16 protein-coding genes, 2 tRNA genes and 3 other RNA genes are annotated in these 19,349 nt (G+C 56.7%); 10 read left to right on the plus strand and 11 right to left on the minus strand.

From position 1 onward, the window contains the following. The gene (gene narX / locus ACLH1U_RS01585) at positions 1 to 1,779 is read right to left on the minus strand and encodes a nitrate/nitrite two-component system sensor histidine kinase NarX (RefSeq protein ID WP_032428899.1); all 1,779 of its coding nucleotides are present in this window, start codon (positions 1,777 to 1,779) and stop codon (positions 1 to 3) included. 311 nt (positions 1,780 to 2,090) lie between these two features. On the opposite strand from narX, the gene ACLH1U_RS01590 reads away from it, so the two are divergent. The 5 genes from ACLH1U_RS01590 to narI all read left to right on the plus strand — a co-directional run bounded on the left by ACLH1U_RS01590 (position 2,091) and on the right by narI (position 10,544). Further along, on the plus strand, positions 2,091 to 3,479 hold the full coding sequence (locus tag ACLH1U_RS01590) for a NarK family nitrate/nitrite MFS transporter (protein ID WP_023290135.1): 1,389 nt from the start codon (positions 2,091 to 2,093) through the stop codon (positions 3,477 to 3,479). A 405-nt stretch (positions 3,480 to 3,884) separates the two neighbouring features. Beyond that, complete coding sequence (locus ACLH1U_RS01595; protein WP_023290134.1) at positions 3,885 to 7,628, plus strand: nitrate reductase subunit alpha; 3,744 nt, start codon at positions 3,885 to 3,887, stop codon at positions 7,626 to 7,628. After that, positions 7,625 to 9,160 (plus strand): nitrate reductase subunit beta, encoded by a 1,536-nt coding sequence (gene narH / locus ACLH1U_RS01600; RefSeq protein ID WP_023290133.1) that lies wholly within the window; start codon positions 7,625 to 7,627, stop codon positions 9,158 to 9,160. Before ACLH1U_RS01595 ends, narH begins: the two co-directional genes overlap by 4 nt. Continuing rightward, positions 9,157 to 9,867: a nitrate reductase molybdenum cofactor assembly chaperone gene (narJ, locus tag ACLH1U_RS01605; protein WP_072413348.1), complete on the plus strand. Its 711-nt coding sequence runs from the start codon at positions 9,157 to 9,159 to the stop codon at positions 9,865 to 9,867. The genes narH and narJ overlap by 4 nt, the downstream gene beginning before the upstream one ends. Beyond that, positions 9,867 to 10,544, plus strand: coding sequence for a respiratory nitrate reductase subunit gamma (gene narI / locus ACLH1U_RS01610; protein WP_002910189.1), 678 nt, complete (start codon positions 9,867 to 9,869; stop codon positions 10,542 to 10,544). Before narJ ends, narI begins: the two co-directional genes overlap by 1 nt. On the opposite strand, the gene ACLH1U_RS01615 is transcribed toward narI, so the two are convergent. Further along, positions 10,541 to 11,437, minus strand: a complete 897-nt coding sequence (locus tag ACLH1U_RS01615; protein ID WP_065805448.1) for a DMT family transporter — start codon at positions 11,435 to 11,437, stop codon at positions 10,541 to 10,543. The two genes, narI and ACLH1U_RS01615, sit on opposite strands and share 4 nt — an antisense overlap. 107 nt (positions 11,438 to 11,544) lie before the next feature. On the opposite strand from ACLH1U_RS01615, the gene ACLH1U_RS01620 reads away from it, so the two are divergent. Continuing rightward, on the plus strand, positions 11,545 to 11,988 hold the full coding sequence (locus tag ACLH1U_RS01620; protein WP_032453279.1) for an Lrp/AsnC family transcriptional regulator: 444 nt from the start codon (positions 11,545 to 11,547) through the stop codon (positions 11,986 to 11,988). 116 nt (positions 11,989 to 12,104) lie between these two features. Here ACLH1U_RS01620 and ACLH1U_RS01625 read toward each other — a convergent pair. From ACLH1U_RS01625 to ACLH1U_RS01655, 7 genes are all read right to left on the minus strand, one after another. Beyond that, positions 12,105 to 12,236, minus strand: a non-coding RNA gene (locus tag ACLH1U_RS01625) — RtT sRNA. 69 nt (positions 12,237 to 12,305) lie between these two features. Beyond that, positions 12,306 to 12,437: non-coding RNA, RtT sRNA (locus ACLH1U_RS01630), on the minus strand. A gap of 44 nt (positions 12,438 to 12,481) precedes the next feature. Further along, positions 12,482 to 12,566 (minus strand) — tRNA-Tyr (locus tag ACLH1U_RS01635). A 39-nt stretch (positions 12,567 to 12,605) separates the two neighbouring features. Next, a non-coding RNA gene (locus ACLH1U_RS01640) (RtT sRNA) lies at positions 12,606 to 12,738 on the minus strand. Positions 12,739 to 12,781: 43 nt separating this feature from the next. Continuing rightward, positions 12,782 to 12,866: transfer RNA gene (locus ACLH1U_RS01645), tRNA-Tyr, on the minus strand. Between the two features lie 159 nt (positions 12,867 to 13,025). Further along, positions 13,026 to 13,868, minus strand: a complete 843-nt coding sequence (gene purU / locus ACLH1U_RS01650; protein ID WP_004203178.1) for a formyltetrahydrofolate deformylase — start codon at positions 13,866 to 13,868, stop codon at positions 13,026 to 13,028. 42 nt (positions 13,869 to 13,910) lie between these two features. Next, complete coding sequence (locus ACLH1U_RS01655) at positions 13,911 to 14,369, minus strand: YchJ family protein (protein ID WP_032428898.1); 459 nt, start codon at positions 14,367 to 14,369, stop codon at positions 13,911 to 13,913. A gap of 112 nt (positions 14,370 to 14,481) precedes the next feature. On the opposite strand from ACLH1U_RS01655, the gene rssA reads away from it, so the two are divergent. From rssA to galU, 3 genes are all read left to right on the plus strand, one after another. Continuing rightward, on the plus strand, positions 14,482 to 15,384 hold the full coding sequence (gene rssA / locus ACLH1U_RS01660) for a patatin-like phospholipase RssA (RefSeq protein WP_004203175.1): 903 nt from the start codon (positions 14,482 to 14,484) through the stop codon (positions 15,382 to 15,384). 89 nt (positions 15,385 to 15,473) lie between these two features. After that, entirely contained in the window at positions 15,474 to 16,487 is a 1,014-nt protein-coding gene (rssB, locus tag ACLH1U_RS01665; protein WP_032453277.1) for a two-component system response regulator RssB, read from the plus strand. 197 nt (positions 16,488 to 16,684) lie between these two features. Next, positions 16,685 to 17,587 carry a UTP--glucose-1-phosphate uridylyltransferase GalU gene (galU, locus tag ACLH1U_RS01670; protein WP_023290127.1) on the plus strand — a complete coding sequence of 301 codons (903 nt, stop codon included), beginning with the start codon at positions 16,685 to 16,687 and terminating at the stop codon, positions 17,585 to 17,587. A gap of 122 nt (positions 17,588 to 17,709) precedes the next feature. Here galU and hns read toward each other — a convergent pair whose 3' ends face one another. Both hns and ACLH1U_RS01680 read right to left on the minus strand, forming a co-directional pair. Beyond that, the gene (gene hns / locus ACLH1U_RS01675; protein ID WP_002910103.1) at positions 17,710 to 18,117 is read right to left on the minus strand and encodes a histone-like nucleoid-structuring protein H-NS; all 408 of its coding nucleotides are present in this window, start codon (positions 18,115 to 18,117) and stop codon (positions 17,710 to 17,712) included. A 422-nt stretch (positions 18,118 to 18,539) separates the two neighbouring features. After that, on the minus strand, positions 18,540 to 18,671 hold the full coding sequence (locus ACLH1U_RS01680) for a hypothetical protein (protein ID WP_044523854.1): 132 nt from the start codon (positions 18,669 to 18,671) through the stop codon (positions 18,540 to 18,542). 7 nt (positions 18,672 to 18,678) lie between these two features. On the opposite strand from ACLH1U_RS01680, the gene tdk reads away from it, so the two are divergent. Next, positions 18,679 to 19,296: a thymidine kinase gene (gene tdk / locus ACLH1U_RS01685; protein ID WP_032429180.1), complete on the plus strand. Its 618-nt coding sequence runs from the start codon at positions 18,679 to 18,681 to the stop codon at positions 19,294 to 19,296. Positions 19,297 to 19,349: the final 53 nt, after the last annotated feature.

Genomic DNA, 19,349 nt, shown 5'->3' on the forward strand with positions numbered 1-19,349 from the left:
TTATTGGATGGAAAACGTTTTTTCCGGGATAAACGTGACGATCACTTCGGTCCCGCCGGTTTCCCGGCGCCGAACCTGACAGTCGCCGCGCAGACTTTGCGCGCGATCCCGCATAATGATTAAACCGTAATGGTTACTCCGCTCGGCGTGGTCCGGCACGCCGCGGCCGTTATCCGCCACCACCAGACGGACCTGATTATCGCGTTGTGACACCGTCACGGTGACTTGGGTCGCGCTGGCATGCTTCAGGGCATTGCTTAACGCTTCGCGGGCGATCTGCAGCAGGTGAATGGCCTGATGCGACGGCACAAAGCGCGGCGGGAGCTGATAATCAAGCTGCACCGTGAAGCCGAAGTGGGCGCTGTACTCCTGACAGCTGGCCTCCAGCGCCGGGCGCAGGCCCGGCTCGGTCAGCTGCAGGCGGAAGGTGGTCAACAGCTCACGCAGCTGGGCCCAGGAGGTATTCAGCTCGTTACGTATCTGCCCCAGCAGCTGACGGCTCTCCGCCGGCAAGGCATCGCCCTGCATCTGCAGGCAGCTGACCTGCATCTTCATACAGGATAGCGACTGGGCGATGGAATCATGCAGCTCACGGGCGATAGTGGCCCGCTCTTCCATAACGATCAGCTGCTGCTGTTTCTCCTGATGGCGGTCCAGCGCCAGGGTGCTGGTCAGTTGTTCAACCACAGTATCCACCAGCTGCTGCTGATCGTGGCTGAGATGACGGCCAACCGGCAGCGTCGCCAGCAGGATGCCGTACTGATTATGCGCATCCGACAGCCGCCACTTCAGCGTCGTTCCGCCATCCGGCAGCGGCGGCAGGTTGCGTGGGCAGAGGTAGCAGCCCATGTCGTCACATTCATTATCCGAGTGGCAGGTAAACTCCTGATGGTTGTCTTCATCTTCCAGATCGTAGACCCGCACCTCGATATCGCGCAGCAGCGTCAGACCCTGCAGGCCGTTCAGCACCGGCGAAATGCGTTCACAGAGCGGGGCGTTGGCGTGCAGCCGGCGGTTGGCCTGCCATAAGAAGGCGAGGATCTCGTTCTTCTGTTCCAGCCCGGCGGTCTTCTCCTGCACCCGGCGCTCGAGCACGGCGTAGCTTTCCGCCAGCTCTTCCGACATGTTATTTAGCGCCATGCCGAGGGTCGCCATTTCGTTGCGTCCGCTGATGTGCGCCCGCTGGGTGAAATCACGCTGGCTCACCGCTCGCGCCATGCTCAGCAGCTGTTTCCATGGCCGCAGCAGGCGGGCGCGTAGCCAGATGATGGTGAAGATCAGCAGCAGCGCCATGCCGATGGCGAGGAGGCGATGGATCCAGACCACCCGTTCGATACGCTGCTCGGTGGTATGGTCGAATGCGGTGACCAGCTGGTCGATACGATCGACAAAGTCGGCGACATCCTGGGCGACCTCCGCCTGGTTGACCGCGCGCTGCATGCCGGGAGCCAGCGCCAGCTGCCAGTACTGCTGCAGGGCCTGCAGCTGGCGCTCCTGCCCGTCGCGGCGGGCGGAGTTTTGCAGCTCCGGACTGAAGACGGTGGCGGTCATATCATCGACCAGCTTTTGGTCGTGTTCATTCAGCGGGATCGCCGCCAGCAGCCGGTAGCTCTGCATGCGTAATGACCCGGCTTTGTTAATGGCGTGCGCGCTGCCCTGCACGCCGTTGACCAGGCGCGCGGAGATCGCCATACCGGCGACGCCAGTAAGGGTGGCAAGCAGGACGATCAACGCCAGTTGATTGACCAGCGTCAGCGGGGTAAAAAGACGTTTTAACATGGAATGCGTGGCTCCTGACCGGTCGTGTCCCCGGGAGTGGCGCTTATTCTCGGCTATCCCCTGGAGTATACCCATACCCACAAAGAGTTACTCCTTAATTGTCGGTGGTAGGCGCCGTTGGGAGAGGGGTTAGACGCATCCCGGCAGCCGTGTGAAAAACCACACTTTTTTTCCCACCATTCTCTACTCACTTCGGAGCATGGTTTATTTTCGCACAAATTAGCGCGCGCTTTTCCTTTGATTTATATCAACTTACCGCCCGGGGCAACCCCTAAGGTAGCGGCAGGAAAAATGAATAATCAGAGGTATCTATGAGTCAATCTTCCCTCCCGGAGAAGGCTAACCGCTCGGTCATTACCGACTGGCGGCCTGAAGATCCTGAATTCTGGCAACAGCGCGGCCACCATGTGGCGAGCCGCAATTTATGGATCTCCGTTCCCTGTCTGTTACTGGCGTTCTGCGTGTGGATGTTGTTCAGCGCCGTTGCCGTTAACCTCAACAAAGTGGGCTTTCAGTTTACGACCGATCAGCTGTTTATGCTGACCGCGCTGCCGGCGCTGTCAGGCGCTTTGTTGCGCGTGCCTTACGCTTTCATGGTACCGCTGTTCGGCGGCCGCCGCTGGACGGCGTTCAGTACCGGGATCATGATTGTGCCGTGCGTGTGGCTGGGCTTTGCGGTCCAGGATACCTCCACGCCGTTTAGCGTCTTCGTGATCATCTCTCTGCTGTGCGGCTTCGCCGGGGCCAACTTCGCCTCCAGTATGGCCAATATCAGCTTCTTCTTCCCGAAAGCGAAGCAGGGCGGGGCGCTGGGCGTCAACGGCGGCCTTGGTAATATGGGCGTCAGCGTGATGCAGCTGGTCGCGCCGCTGGTGGTGTCGGTCTCGGTGTTTGCCATTTTTGGCGGGACCGGCAGCGAGCAGCCGGACGGCTCAATGCTGTATCTGGAAAACGCCGCGTGGATCTGGGTACCTTTCCTGATTATTTTCACCCTGGCGGCGTGGTTCTTTATGAACGACCTGTCCGCTTCTAAAGCCTCGCTGAGCGAACAGCTGCCGGTGCTCAAACGCCTGCACCTGTGGATCATGGCGCTGCTCTATCTGGCGACCTTCGGCTCCTTTATCGGTTTCTCCGCCGGTTTCGCCATGCTGTCAAAGACCCAGTTCCCGGACGTGCAGATCCTGCACTACGCCTTCTTCGGTCCGTTTATTGGCGCGCTGGCGCGTTCGATGGGCGGGGCGATCTCCGACCGTCTCGGCGGTACCCGCGTGACGCTGGTCAACTTTGTGGTGATGGCTGTCTTCTGTGCGCTGCTGTTCCTGACCCTGCCGACCAACGGCCAGGGCGGTAACTTCATCGCCTTCTTCGCGGTGTTTATGGTGCTGTTCCTGACCGCCGGGCTGGGGAGCGCTTCCACCTTCCAGATGATCTCCGTGATCTTCCGTAAGCTGACCATGGACCGGGTGAAGGCCCAGGGCGGCAGCGAAGCCCAGGCGATGCGCGAGGCGGCGACCGATACCGCGGCGGCGCTGGGCTTTATCTCCGCCATTGGCGCCATCGGCGGCTTCTTTATTCCGAAGGCGTTCGGTATCTCGCTGGATCTGACCGGCTCGCCGGCCGGCGCGATGAAAGTCTTCCTGATCTTCTATATCGCCTGCGTGATCATCACCTGGGCGGTATACGGCCGTAAGCGTCAGTAATTCGCCATCGTCGATGTTGCTTCGTATAGGCGTACTCCCGGAGGAGGCGCCTTTTTTTACCGGCCTATTTAGTTACAACATACTAATGGGTGATAGGATACGTATTGGCCACTGAGCCGTGAAGGGACGGCTTGCCAGCGTCACTGCTCTACCCCTTAATACCTCCCTGGTGAACAATTCCGCGCCTGGCGACCCATTTTTCGATAAAAACCATTAAAAAACATGCAGTTAAAAAATCGAGATTACTACCACCTTGGTGGTAAATGCCAATTTCCGCCGCGATAACAAGCCAGTCCGTATTGATCGCTATCAATTCCCGTCCGCTTTCATAGCGTTACCTTCGCTGCAAATCCAGCAATGTCGATTTATCAGAGAGCCGTCAGGCTCCATATCAGGAGAAACCCGATGAGTAAATTCCTGGACCGGTTTCGCTACTTCAAACAGAAGGGTGAAACCTTTGCCGATGGGCACGGCCAGCTTCTAAACACCAACCGGGACTGGGAGGATGGATACCGTCAACGTTGGCAGCATGACAAAATTGTGCGTTCCACTCACGGTGTCAACTGCACCGGTTCATGCAGCTGGAAGATTTATGTCAAAAACGGACTGGTGACCTGGGAAACCCAGCAAACGGACTATCCGCGCACCCGTCCGGACCTGCCAAACCACGAACCACGCGGCTGCCCGCGCGGCGCCAGCTACTCCTGGTATCTGTACAGCGCGAACCGCCTGAAATACCCGCTGATGCGCAAACGCCTGATGAAGATGTGGCGGGAAGCGAAGGTCCAGCATAGCGATCCGGTTGAGGCATGGGCCTCGATCATCGAAGACGCCGACAAAGCGAAAAGCTTCAAGCAGGCTCGCGGTCGCGGCGGGTTTGTCCGCTCCTCCTGGCAGGAAGTAAATGAGCTGATTGCCGCCTCCAACGTCTATACCGTGAAAACTTACGGTCCGGATCGCGTGGCCGGCTTCTCGCCGATCCCGGCGATGTCGATGGTCTCCTACGCCTCCGGCGCTCGTTACCTGTCGCTGATCGGCGGTACCTGCCTGAGCTTCTACGACTGGTACTGCGACCTGCCGCCGGCCTCGCCGATGACCTGGGGCGAGCAGACCGACGTGCCGGAATCCGCCGACTGGTACAACTCCAGCTATATCATCGCCTGGGGCTCCAACGTGCCGCAGACCCGTACCCCGGATGCGCACTTCTTTACCGAAGTTCGCTATAAAGGGACCAAAACTGTCGCCATCACCCCGGACTACGCCGAAATCGCCAAGCTCTGCGATCTGTGGCTGGCGCCGAAGCAGGGTACCGATGCCGCGATGGCGCTGGCGATGGGCCACGTGATGCTGCGTGAGTTCCATCTTGATAAACCGAGCCAGTACTTCACCGATTACGTGCGTCGCTACACCGACATGCCGATGCTGGTGATGCTTGAGGAGCGCGACGGCTATTACGCCGCCGGCCGCACGCTGCGCGCGTCCGACCTCGTGGATTCCCTTGGTCAGGAGAAGAATCCGGAATGGAAAACCGTCGCCTTTGATGAGAAGGGCGATCTGACCGTGCCGAACGGTTCCCTCGGATTCCGCTGGGGCGACAAAGGCAAATGGAACCTCGAACAGCGCGACGGTAAAACCGGCGAAGAGATTGAGCTGCGTCTGAGCCTGCTGGGCAGCCATGACGAGGTCGCGGACGTCGGCTTCCCGTACTTCGGCGGCGAAGGTTCTGAACACTTCAACAAAGTCGCGCTGGAAAACATTCTGCTGCACAAACTGCCGGTTAAACGCCTGCAGCTGGCCGACGGCTCCACCGCCCTGGTGACCACCGTGTACGACCTGACCATGGCCAACTATGGCCTGGAGCGCGGTCTGAACGATGACAACTGCGCCGCCAGCTATGATGAAGTGAAAGCCTACACTCCGGCCTGGGCGGAGAAAATTACCGGCGTCTCCCGCGCGCATATTATCCGTACCGCCCGCGAGTTTGCCGATAACGCCGATAAAACCCATGGTCGGTCGATGATTATCGTCGGGGCGGGTCTCAACCACTGGTTCCACCTCGACATGAACTACCGCGGTCTGATCAACATGCTGATCTTCTGCGGTTGCGTCGGCCAGAGCGGCGGCGGTTGGGCGCACTATGTGGGCCAGGAAAAACTGCGTCCGCAGACCGGCTGGCAGCCGCTGGCGTTCGCCCTTGACTGGCAACGCCCGGCACGTCATATGAACAGCACCTCGTACTTCTATAACCACTCCAGCCAGTGGCGCTATGAAAGCGTGACCGCGCAGGAGCTGCTCTCGCCGATGGCGGATAAATCCCGCTACAGCGGCCATCTGATCGACTTCAACGTCCGCGCCGAGCGGATGGGCTGGCTGCCGTCGGCGCCGCAGCTGGGCGTAAACCCGCTGCGCATCGCCGATGAGGCGAAAAAAGCGGGCATGACGCCGGTGGATTACACCGTCAAATCTCTGAAGGAGGGATCGATTCGCTTTGCGGCAGAGCAGCCGGAAAACGGAAAAAACCATCCGCGTAACCTGTTTATCTGGCGTTCCAACCTGCTGGGCTCCTCCGGTAAAGGCCATGAGTACATGCTCAAGTACCTGTTGGGTACGGAGAACGGCATTCAGGGTAAAGACCTTGGCAAGCAGGGCGGCGTGAAGCCGGAAGAAGTCGAATGGCGCGATAACGGCCTCGACGGCAAACTGGACCTGGTGGTGACCCTCGACTTCCGTCTGTCGAGCACCTGTCTCTACTCCGACATCGTGCTGCCGACCGCCACCTGGTACGAAAAAGACGACATGAATACCTCGGATATGCATCCGTTTATTCATCCGCTGTCGGCGGCCGTTGACCCGGCCTGGGAATCGAAGAGCGACTGGGATATCTATAAAGGTATCGCGAAGAAATTCTCTGAAGTGTGCGTGGGCCACCTCGGTAAAGAAACCGACGTCGTTACGCTGCCGATCCAGCATGATTCCGCCGCGGAAATGGCGCAGCCGCTGGACGTCAAAGACTGGAAGAAGGGCGAATGTGACCTGATTCCGGGGAAAACCGCCCCGCATATTATTCCGGTCGAGCGTGATTATCCGGCGACCTATGAGCGCTTCACCTCCATTGGCCCGCTGCTGGAAACCATCGGCAACGGCGGGAAAGGCATCGCCTGGAATACCCAGAGCGAAATGGACCTGCTGCGTAAGCTCAACTACACCAAGGCCGAAGGCCCGGCGAAAGGTCAGCCGAAGCTGGAAACGGCCATCGACGCCGCGGAGATGATCCTCACCCTGGCGCCGGAAACGAACGGTCAGGTGGCGGTGAAGGCGTGGAAAGCGCTGAGCGAAATCACCGGCCGCGAGCATGCGCACCTGGCGCTGAACAAAGAAGACGAGAAGATCCGTTTCCGCGATATCCAGGCGCAGCCGCGGAAAATTATCTCCAGCCCGACCTGGTCCGGGCTGGAAGACGAACACGTCTCCTATAACGCCGGATACACCAACGTTCACGAGCTGATCCCATGGCGTACCCTGTCCGGTCGTCAGTCGCTGTATCAGGATCACCAGTGGATGCGCGACTTTGGCGAGAGCCTGCTGGTTTATCGTCCGCCGATTGACACCCGCTCGGTGAAAGCGGTGATGGGCGAGAAGTCCAACGGCAACCCGGAGAAGGCGCTGAACTTCCTGACGCCGCACCAGAAATGGGGTATCCACTCGACCTACAGCGATAACCTGCTGATGCTGACCCTGTCACGCGGCGGTCCGATCGTCTGGATGAGCGAGGCGGATGCGAAAGATCTGGGTATCGAAGATAACGACTGGATCGAAGTGTTCAACGCCAACGGCGCCCTGACGGCGCGCGCGGTGGTGAGCCAGCGCGTGCCGGCCGGGATGACCATGATGTATCACGCGCAGGAACGCATCGTGAACCTGCCTGGCTCTGAAGTCACCGGTCAGCGCGGCGGGATCCATAACTCGGTTACCCGTATTACGCCGAAACCGACCCATATGATCGGCGGCTATGGCCATCTGGCCTATGGCTTTAACTACTACGGCACCGTCGGCTCCAACCGCGATGAGTTTGTGGTGGTACGTAAGATGAAGAACATTAACTGGTTAGACGGCGAAGGCAATGACCAGGTACAGGAGAGCGTAAAATGAAAATTCGTTCACAAGTCGGCATGGTGCTGAATCTCGATAAATGCATCGGCTGCCACACCTGCTCGGTAACCTGTAAAAACGTCTGGACCAGCCGGGAAGGGATGGAGTACGCCTGGTTCAATAACGTGGAGAGTAAGCCTGGCGTCGGTTTTCCGAACGACTGGGAAAACCAGGAGAAATGGAAGGGCGGCTGGATCCGCAAAATCAACGGCAAGCTGCAGCCGCGCATGGGCAACCGCGCGATGCTGTTAGGTAAAATCTTCGCGAACCCGCATCTGCCGGGCATCGATGATTACTACGAGCCGTTCGATTACGACTACCAGAACCTGCATAACGCCCCGGAGAGTAAACACCAGCCGATCGCCCGTCCGCGCTCGCTGATCACCGGCCAGCGGATGGACAAGATCACCAGCGGTCCGAACTGGGAAGAGATCCTCGGCGGCGAGTTTGAAAAGCGCGCCAAAGACCAGAACTTCGACAACATGCAGAAGGCGATGTACGGCCAGTTCGAAAACACCTTCATGATGTATCTGCCGCGCCTGTGCGAGCACTGCCTGAATCCGGCGTGCGTCGCAACCTGCCCGAGCGGCGCCATCTATAAGCGTGAAGAAGACGGCATCGTGCTGATCGACCAGGACAAGTGCCGCGGCTGGCGGATGTGCATCACCGGCTGCCCGTACAAGAAGATCTACTTCAACTGGAAGAGCGGGAAATCTGAGAAGTGCATCTTCTGCTACCCGCGTATTGAATCCGGAATGCCGACGGTATGCTCCGAAACCTGCGTGGGCCGAATCCGCTACCTCGGCGTCCTGCTGTATGACGCGGACGCGATCGAAAATGCCGCCAGCACCGAGAACGAGAAAGATCTCTATCAGCGTCAACTGGACGTGTTCCTCGATCCGAACGACCCGAAAGTGATTGAGCAGGCGCTGAAAGATGGCGTGCCGCAGGGCGTGATTGAAGCCGCGCAGCAGTCGCCGGTCTGGAAAATGGCGATGGACTGGAAGCTGGCCCTGCCGCTGCACCCGGAATATCGCACCCTGCCGATGGTTTGGTACGTGCCGCCGCTGTCGCCGATTCAGTCCGCCGCCGATGCCGGCGAACTGGGCAGCAACGGGATCCTGCCGGACGTGGAAAGCCTGCGTATTCCGGTGCAGTATCTGGCGAACCTGCTAACCGCCGGCGATACCCAACCGGTCCTGTTGGCCCTGAAGCGGATGCTGGCGATGCGTCACTATAAGCGGGCGGAAACCGTTGACGGCGTTGTCGATACCCGCGCGCTGGAAGAGGTGGGCTTAAGCGAAGCGCAGGCTCAGGAGATGTACCGCTACCTGGCGATCGCCAACTACGAAGATCGTTTCGTGGTGCCGAGCAGCCATCGTGAACAGGCGCGGGAAGCGTTTCCGGAGAAAAATGGCTGCGGCTTTAGCTTTGGCGACGGCTGCCACGGCTCTGACAGCCAGTTCAACCTGTTCAACAGCCGTCGCATCGACGCCATCGACGTGACCAGCAAAACGGAGCCGCACGCATGATTGAACTTGTGATTGTATCGCGTTTGCTCGAATACCCTGACGCTGCCTTATGGCAGCATCAGCAGGAGATGTTCGAGGCGCTCGCGTCATCGGAGAAACTCAGCAAAGAAGATGCTCACGCGCTGGGCGTTTTTCTGCGCGATCTGCTGGCTCAGGATCCGCTGGATGCCCAGGCGGCCTACAGCGAACTGTTTGACCGCGGACGGGCCACCTCGCTGCTGCTGTTTGAACACGTGCACGGCGAATCCCGCGATCGCGGGCAGGCGATGGTTGACCTGATGGCGCAGTATGAGCGCCACGGTCTGCTGCTCGATAGCCATGAGCTGCCGGATCATCTGCCGCTGTATCTGGAGTATCTGGCGCAGCTGCCGGAAAAGGAAGCGCTTGGCGGCCTGCGGGACGTTGCGCCGATCCTCGGCCTGCTCAGCGCGCGCCTGCAGCAGCGCGAGAGCCGCTATGCGGTGCTGTTCGAGCTGCTGCTGAAGCTGGCCAACACTCAGGTCGACAGCCAGAAGGTGGCGGAGAAGATTGCCGACGAAGCCCGCGACGATACGCCGCAGGCGCTGGACGCAGTCTGGGAAGAAGAACAGGTTAAATTCTTTGCCGACCAGGGCTGCGGCGAGTCGGAGATTTCCGCTCACCAGCGTCGTTTTGCCGGAGCCGTGGCCCCGCAATATCTGAATATCTCTAACGGAGGACAGCAATAATGCACTTCCTGAATATGTTCTTCTTTGACATTTATCCGTACATTGCGGGCTCGGTGTTTCTGATCGGCAGTTGGCTGCGCTATGACTACGGTCAGTACACCTGGCGAGCGGCCTCCAGCCAGATGCTGGACCGTAAAGGGATGAATCTGGCGTCGAACCTGTTTCATATCGGCATCCTCGGCATTTTCGCCGGCCACTTCCTCGGCATGCTGACGCCGCACTGGATGTATGAATCCTTCCTGCCGATCGACGTCAAGCAGAAGATGGCGATGATCGCCGGCGGCGCCTGCGGCGTGATGACCCTGGTGGGCGGTTTACTGCTGCTCAAGCGCCGTCTGCTCAGCCCGCGCGTTCGCGCCACCACCACCGGCGCGGATATTCTGATCCTCTCCCTGCTGATGGTGCAGTGTGCGTTGGGCCTGCTGACGATCCCGTTCTCAGCCCAGCATATGGACGGCAGCGAAATGATGAAGCTGGTCGGCTGGGCGCAGTCGGTGGTCACCTTCCACGGCGGTGCGTCGCAGCACCTGGATGGCGTGGCGTTTATCTTCCGCGTCCACCTGGTGCTGGGTATGACCCTGTTCCTGCTGTTCCCGTTCTCCCGTCTGGTTCATATCTGGAGCGCGCCGGTAGAGTACCTGACGCGCAAATACCAGATTGTTCGCGCCCGTCGCTAACTGGCCCGCGACCGCTGACTGACCCCGCTCTGGCGGGGTTTTTTTTCGCCCCAGCCGAGGTTATTCCCCGCGGCGGCAAACAGAATCAGCATCCCGCCGCACCACTGCACAGGGGTTAACGCATGGTGGAAGACCAGATAGTCGACCCCCATCGCCACCAGTGGATAAATAAAGGAGAGTGAACCGGTAATGGGCGTTGGCAGCTTCTGTATCGCGCTATATAAAAGCTGATACATGATCCCGGTATGGACGACGCCGAGGATCAGCAGATAGCGCCAGGGAAAGCTGGCAGAAAACTCGGGCATTTGCACCAGCGGCAGCAGCATCACGACGCCGACCAGCACCTGAATAAAGGCAATATGCTGAGCAGGGAGCGGATGCAGTTTGCGGGCGATAATGGCGGTCAGAGCATAGAAAAATGCTGCGCCTAATGCCAGCAAAACGCCGGTCGCGAGACTATCGCCGTGCGCCGGGGCAAGCTCGCTTGACAGCAGGATCACCACGCCGCCGAAGGCCAGCAGTAACCATCCCCATTTTACGGCGCTGACCCGTTCCCCCAGCACCATGCCCATCAGTACCAGCATAAACGGCTGGGTGTTGTAGACCACCGTGGCCATGCCAATTGAAATACGCGAGTAGGCGGCAAAAAGCAGCAGCCAGTTGATGACCAGCGCAATGCCGCCAAGCACCGCGAGGGCGAGGGTGAAGCGCGTGAGGCGACTGAAGGGTTGGCGGCTGAGAACGATAAACAGCAGCAGGGTGAGCGCGCCAATCAGGCAGCGCCAGAACACCACATCAATTACCGGCAAACCAGAGAGCAGCACGAACGCGCCGATCGAGCCAGAAATGATCATCGCCAGGCTCATTTGCCAGACGCCGCGGGTAAGTTGCATATTTCACCTCCAGAAGTTTTCCATTATTGTGCGAAAAATCCTGACAGCCTGACATGGCTGAATTAAGGTAACCAGGGGGAAATTCCTTTCATAATTAGGTAAAAACCATGAATGACTTACTTGATGAAATTGACCGGGCGATCCTCGCTTGCCTGACTCAGGACGCCAGAGTCTCGTTGAAGGTATTGAGCGCGCGGGTGGGGCTGACTTCGCCGAGCACCGCCGAGCGTGTGAAGCGCCTGGAGGAGCGGGGGGTGATCCAGGGCTATGGGGCGCGGGTGAATCTCGCCGCGCTGGGCTACAGCCTGCAGGCGCTGGTGCGGGTCCGGCCGCTGCCTGGTCTGCTGCAGAAGGTGGATAAATATATCCAGGCGATGCCGGAGTGCATCGAAAGTGACAAAGTGACCGGAGAGGATTGTTTCGTGATGCGACTGGTGGTGCGTGATATTACCCAACTGGATACGCTGCTTGACGGCCTGGCTGAATTTGCTCAGTGCAATACCTCGGTGGTGAAAAGTTCGCCGGTGAAGAGACGACTGCCCCCGCTGTGAGTTTCCCGGAGGCGGTGCGGCGCACCAGTCCGGGCTGCCGGTCGGCACCACCTGTAGCCTCGCTAAGCGAAGCGCGAGCGAGGAGGTAGCAGTACAGGTGGTTGCAGAGAGCGCGAGAATGGTGGGGGAAGGATAACTCGGCGCTAAAGCGCCTCGCCCTTCGGGCCGTTGCCTGCGGCAACGTTCTCTCGCTACGCTCGAGTCGAACCTTGGTCGAAACTTCTCATCCTCCCCCGTAGGGGAGAATATAGCATGTAGCCTCGCTAAGCGAAGCGCGAGCGAGGAGATAGCAGCACAGGTGGCTGAAGAGAGTGCAACAGTAGTGGGGGAAGGATGACTCGGCGCTAAAGCGCCTCGCCCTTCGGGCCGTTGCCTGCGGCAACGTTCTCTCGCTACGCTCGAGTCGAACCTTAGTCGAAGCTTCTCATCCTTCCCCGTAGGGCAGAATATAAAAGATCGTCGAGTAGTCGAATTGGGAAGTTTTTTAAGAAGATGGTGGTGGGGGAAGGATTCGAACCTTCGAAGTCGATGACGGCAGATTTACAGTCTGCTCCCTTTGGCCGCTCGGGAACCCCACCAGGGGTAAAATCAAATTGTAGGCTATTCAGCAAAGTGAATGGTGGTGGGGGAAGGATAACTCGTCGCTATCGCTCCTCGCCCTTCGGGCCGTTGCCTGCGGCAACGTTCTCTCGCTGGCGCTTGAGTCGAACCTTAGTCGAAGGTTCTTACCCTTCCCGCTAAGTGCAAACATCGTTTACGCCTGCCGGGGAAACCCTATCACTGTAGTGAATAATGGTGGTGGGGGAAGGATTCGAACCTTCGAAGTCGATGACGGCAGATTTACAGTCTGCTCCCTTTGGCCGCTCGGGAACCCCACCACGGGGTAATGCTTAGTACTGGCCTGCTTCCTTCTCGGGAAGCGGGGCGCATCATACCAAATGATGCGCCCCTGTAAAGCATTCCTTTGACAAAAATAAACTGGTTGCCTGATTTTTACCCGTAACGCCGGAAAGCTAACCAATTCATTTCTCAGTCGATTAAAGAATAATCGTCCGGTTACCGTAGACGAAGACGCGCTGCGCCAGGACCTGATACAGCGCCCGGCTCAATACGTTTTTTTCGACATCGCGCCCGGCACGCATCATATCTTCTGCGGTATAAGTATGATCGACGTGAATGACGTCCTGCATAATGATGGGACCTTCGTCCAGGTTATCATTCACGTAGTGGGCGGTGGCGCCGATGATCTTCACACCGCGCTCATAGGCCTGATGATACGGACGCGCGCCGATAAACGCCGGCAGGAACGAGTGGTGAATATTAATGATCTTGTTCGGGAAACGAGCGACAAATTCCGGCGTAAGAACGCGCATATACTTGGCCAGCACCACGTAATCCGGTTCGTGGGCGGCAATCGCGTCGCCCATCTGCTTGTCGTGCTCTTCGCGGCTCAGCCCTTCATGGCTGACCAGTTCAAACGGGATGCCAAAACGTTCCACCAGCGGGCGCAGGGTGTCATGGTTGCCAATAACCGCGGCAATGTCGACATCCAGCCCGCCGTAGTTGGCTTTCATCAGCAGATCGCCGAGGCAGTGCGCCTCTTTCGTCACCAGAATCACTACCCGGCGGCGGCCTGCCGGATTGAGTTCACGAATCGAGCCTTCCGGCAGGGCGCTGTCCAGATCGGCCAGCAGAATAGCGTCGTTGAAGATGCCTTCCAGTTCGGTGCGCATAAAGAAACGACCGGTACGGTGGTCAACAAATTCGTTGTTCTGCACAATGTTAAGTTCGTGCTTGTAGCAGATATTGGTGATACGCGCGATGAGGCCTTTCTGATCAGGGCAAATAGTGCGTAGTACTTTACGTTGTAATGAATGCATCGCGAGGAAAATCCTGTAGTGTTTGCAAGCGCTGCGGTAGCGTTACTGGCCGCAGCATTTTTTAAATTTTTTACCTGAACCGCAAGGGCAGGGGTCGTTACGGCCAATCAGCGGCCGTGTCCCGTCGATATAGTACCACTGTCCATTTTCTTTTAAGAATCTGGAACGTTCAATAATGGCGCCCGGGCGGTTATTGTCATTAAAGCGGGCGATAAAGCTGACAAAGCCTTCATTGGCGGCTCGTCCATCATCGCTGGCGAACAGGGTTAAGCCCAGCCATTCGGTGTGGGCAAAGCCTTTCTCCAGTTCGGCGCGAAACTGCTGCGCCTGACAGGACGGATGCCAGGTTTTGATCAGATAGTCGGCATCTTTCATGACGAACGCGCTGTAACGGGAGCGCATAAGCTGTGACGGGCCTGGCGCAAGCTCAGCGCCGGACAGATATCGCTGGCAACATGAGCTATACTCCAGTGCGCTGCCACAGGGGCATAATTGCGACAAAATTGCCTCCATGGAAGAAAGAGTAACGGCGCTTCTACGCCAAAGGGCTTTATGTTAACTGAGCCGTGACAATGTTGCCACGCTCAGAGTGGAAGGATAGTTATCAGTACTAATGAGAAAGCTAAAAATTGGTCTGGCGTTAGGTGCGGGCGCCGCCCGCGGATGGTCGCATATTGGCGTCATCAACGCCCTCCAGCAGGCCGGCATTGAGATTGATATCGTGGCCGGTTGCTCTATCGGTTCGCTGGTAGGGGCGGCGTATGCCTGTAACCGACTCCCGGCCCTTGAGTCCTGGGTCTGCTCTTTCAGTAACTGGGACGTTCTGAAACTGATGGACCTCTCCTGGCGCCGCGGTGGACTATTGCGGGGTGAAAAGGTGTTCAATCATTATCGCCGCATCATGCCCGTGACCGATATCGAACACTGCGAACGGCGATTTGCCGCCGTCGCGACAAATTTAAGCACTGGCCGGGAGCTGTGGTTTACCGAAGGCGATCTGCACTTAGCGATTCGAGCCTCCTGCAGTATGCCGGGGTTAATGTCGCCGGTCAGGCATAACGGTTACTGGCTGGTCGATGGCGCGGTGGTCAATCCGGTTCCCGTATCGCTTACGCGGGCAATGGGGGCGGATATCGTGATTGCCGTGGATTTACAACATGATGCCCACCTTATGCAGCAGGATTTATTCTCCCTCGAAACGCCGCGGCGGGAAGCCGAAGCGAAGGAGGGGCCATGGCATACTCGTCTGCGCGCACGCTTGACGCAAATGAGTTCCCGCCGTACGGCCGTGACGCCGACGGCGATGGAGATCATGACCACCTCTATCCAGGTCCTGGAGAACCGTCTTAAACGCAATCGTATGGCGGGTGACCCGCCGGATATCCTGTTGCAACCGTACTGTCCGCAAGTCTCGACGCTTGATTTCCATCGCGCCGGCGAGGCGATTACCGCAGGGCAGTTGGCGGTAGAAAAGAAAATGGATGAATTATTACCCTTAGTGCGTACCGCGATTTGACGCACGAGTACCTGACTTAAGCAAATTCTGACAGGCGATAGTGAGAATAGCGTGCCACTATTGAATTATCGTCAGCCAGGGGAGATATCATGACGCAGCCATTGGCGGGAAAACAGATTCTGATAGTTGAAGACGAACCCGTTTTCCGCTCACTCTTGCATGGATGGCTGACCTCGCTGGGAGCAACAACCTTCCAGGCGGAAGATGGCAAGGATGCCCTGCATAAAATGACGGAGGTGCATCCGGACCTGATGATTTGCGACATTTCGATGCCGAGAATGAACGGTCTGGAGCTGGTGGAGACGTTGCGTAATCGCGGCGAGCAGCTACCGATCCTGATGATTTCCGCTACCGAAAACATGGCCGATATAGCCAAAGCGTTGCGGCTTGGCGTTCAGGACGTGTTGTTAAAGCCAGTAAAAGATTTCGATCGCCTGCGCGAAACCGTTTATGCCTGCCTCTATCCTGCGATGTTCAGTTCACGGGTGGAAGAGGAAGAGCGTTTATTTGAGGACTGGGACGCGCTGGTCAGTAATCCCACTGCGGCTTCACGATTACTGCAGGAATTACAGCCGCCGGTGCAACAGGAAATGTCGCACTGCCGCATTCATTATCGCCAGCTGGTGTCGGCGGATAAACCCGGTCTTGTACTCGATATCGCGCCGCTCTCGGACAATGATTTGGCCTTCTATTGTCTGGATGTCACACGGGCAGGAGATAATGGCGTCCTGGCCGCTTTATTATTGCGCGCGTTGTTCAATGGCTTGCTACAGGAGCAGCTGGCGCATCAGGGACAACGGCTACCAGAAATGGGGAGTCTGCTAAAACAGGTGAATCAACTCCTGCGTCAGGCAAACCTTCCCGGCCAGTTTCCTTTGTTAGTGGGGTATTACCACAGCGGACTGAAAAATTTAATTCTGGTGTCGGCGGGACTTAATGGCACGCTGAATACCGGTGAGCATCAAATTCAGATTAGCAATGGCGTTCCTTTGGGCACCCTGGGTGATGCTTACCTTAATCAAATTAGTCAACGCTGTACCTCATGGCAGTGCCAAATTTGGGGGGCGGGAGGCCGTTTACGCTTAATGTTGTCTGCGGAGTGAGCAATTGCGTTTATATCTAAGCAGACGGGATTACCCGTTGTCCTTTAGCGGTGGTAACATCGAGCAGTTTTATGCGTAAAAGTCCTAATTCGAGGCTATCGGAAGCTTTTCAGACCAGTGAATACGCGGTTGACTGATATACTCGACACGTTATTTGTAACGAGAAGTTTAAAAAACAAACAGTCCAGGAGATTTCAATGGCTGCCCTTAATTCTAAAGTCAGAAAAGCGGTTATCCCGGTTGCGGGATTAGGCACCAGGATGCTGCCGGCCACCAAAGCGATTCCAAAAGAAATGCTGCCGCTGGTAGATAAGCCGTTAATTCAGTACGTTGTTAATGAATGTATCGCTGCAGGAATTACTGAAATTGTTCTGGTAACGCACTCGTCCAAAAACTCTATCGAAAACCATTTCGATACCAGTTTTGAGCTGGAAGCGATGCTGGAAAAACGTGTGAAACGCCAGCTGCTGGAAGAAGTGCAGTCTATTTGTCCGCCGCACGTAACCATTATGCAAGTTCGTCAGGGCCTGGCAAAAGGTCTGGGACACGCGGTGCTTTGCGCCCATCCGGTGGTGGGTGATGAGCCGGTCGCAGTTATTCTGCCAGACGTTATTCTGGATGAATATGAATCCGATCTGAGCCGCGATAACCTCGCAGAGATGATCTCTCGTTTCGATGAGACCGGCGCCAGCCAGATTATGGTTGAGCCTGTCGACGACGTGACCGCTTACGGTGTCGTTGACTGCAAAGGTGAATCTCTCAAGCCGGGAGAAAGCGTGCCGATGGTAGGCGTGGTCGAGAAGCCAAAAGCTGACGTTGCGCCGTCCAACCTGGCGGTGGTGGGGCGCTATGTCCTCAGCGCCGATATCTGGCCGCTGCTGGCGAAGACTCCTCCGGGTGCCGGTGATGAAATTCAGCTGACTGACGCGATTGATATGCTGATCGAAAAAGAGACGGTCGAAGCTTATCATATGAAAGGCAAGAGCCATGACTGCGGTAATAAGCTTGGCTACATGCAGGCGTTCGTCGAATATGGTATTCGCCACAAAACGCTGGGTGACGATTTTAAAGCCTGGCTGGAAACCGCGGTTGCGAAGTAATCCGCAGCGCTGCTGAAAGCACAAAACCGGGAGTCGCAATGCGCTCCCGGTTTTTTATATCGGCCCCTGGGGGCAAAAAAAATCCCGCCGCAGCGGGATTTTTTATATCGTAACAACGGAGATTAGATCAGGAAATCGTCCAGTGATTTACCTTGCTCATCCATTGCTTTTTTGATCACCGCCGGGGTACGGCCCTGGCCGGTCCAGGTTTTGGTTTCGCCGTTTTCGTCGACATAGCTGTATTTAGCCGGACGTGCAGCACGCTTGGTTTTGGTACCGGCTTTAACGGCTGCCATGGTGCTCAGCAGTTCATTCGGATCAATACCGTCAGCGATCAGCATTTCACGATATTGCTGCAGCTTACGCGTACGTTCTTCAATTTCTGCCGCGGCGGCGTTTTCTTCTTCACGGCGCTCGTTAACAACGACTTCTAATTTTTCCAGCATTTCTTCGAGCGTTTCCAGGGTGCATTCTCTTGCCTGCGCACGAAGAGTACGGATGTTGTTCAAAATTTTAAGTGCTTCGCTCATTGTAGTAATCTCAAACTTATATTGTGGGGTGGTTTGTTGAACTAATAATAGAGCGATAAAATGCGTTGTGCAATAGGGGGGAATGTAAGGAATTCAAAATTACTGGTTATTTGTCGCGAGAATTAATTAATTTAAGTTAAAATTCCCGTGCCGCTTCACATCTTTCATCCTTATAGCGATGAGCAGAAGGTAAGCTAAAACACTGAGACGGTATGCTTTTTCTGAGGTTCGGTGAGAAAAATTATCCTTTACATGGGTAAATAACCCTTGTCAGTATTAGCGCATTTTTGGTTATGAGGCTTAATATAAAACAACGCGCGGCGCCGCTTATAGCCCCATAGGTAACCGCCCTATAAGCACGAAAAGACAATGGTTACCCCGCCAGTAGCGTAACGGGGCGTACAAATAATGGCCCTGAAAATTCAATTCATCCTCTTAATCCTTTGGCTTTGCAGGCTCTTCAGCTGCGATACAATACCCCTGTCGAATGGGCGGCTGTACGCATAAAATATGGTACAATCGCCGCCGCGATAAAACACTTTGATTGGGGTCACGCAGCCGATGGCACAACTTTATTTCTACTACTCTGCAATGAATGCAGGTAAGTCGACCGCTCTGTTGCAATCTTCGTACAATTACCAGGAGCGGGGGATGCGTACCGTCGTTTATACCGCTGAGATTGATGACCGCTTTGGCGCCGGAAAAGTCAGCTCGCGTATCGGTCTCTCCTCGCCGGCCCGATTGTATAATCCACAGACGTCGCTATTTAACGATATTGCCGCAGAGCACAAGCTAAAGCCGATTCACTGCGTGCTGGTGGATGAAAGCCAGTTTCTGACGCGCGAGCAGGTTCATGAGCTGTCTGAAGTTGTCGATACGCTGGATATTCCTGTGCTTTGCTATGGCTTGCGGACAGACTTTCGCGGTGAGCTCTTTACCGGCAGCCAGTATTTACTGGCCTGGTCAGATAAGCTGGTGGAGCTGAAAACCATCTGTTTCTGCGGCCGGAAGGCCAGTATGGTGCTGCGCCTCGATCAGGAGGGGCGTCCTTACAACGAGGGCGAGCAGGTCGTCATCGGCGGCAATGAGCGGTACGTGTCAGTTTGTCGTAAGCATTATAAAGAGGCGCTGAGCGTCGGCTCGTTAACTCAGGTACAAAACCAGCACCGCCCCAGCTAATACGCGCAGAAGCTCGTCCAGGCGCCTGTGGGCGCCTTTTTATTGCCTGCGCT

Source organism: Klebsiella sp. 1SOBk5mer (assembly GCF_046603115.1).
GTDB classification, from domain to species: domain Bacteria; phylum Pseudomonadota; class Gammaproteobacteria; order Enterobacterales; family Enterobacteriaceae; genus Klebsiella; species Klebsiella quasipneumoniae.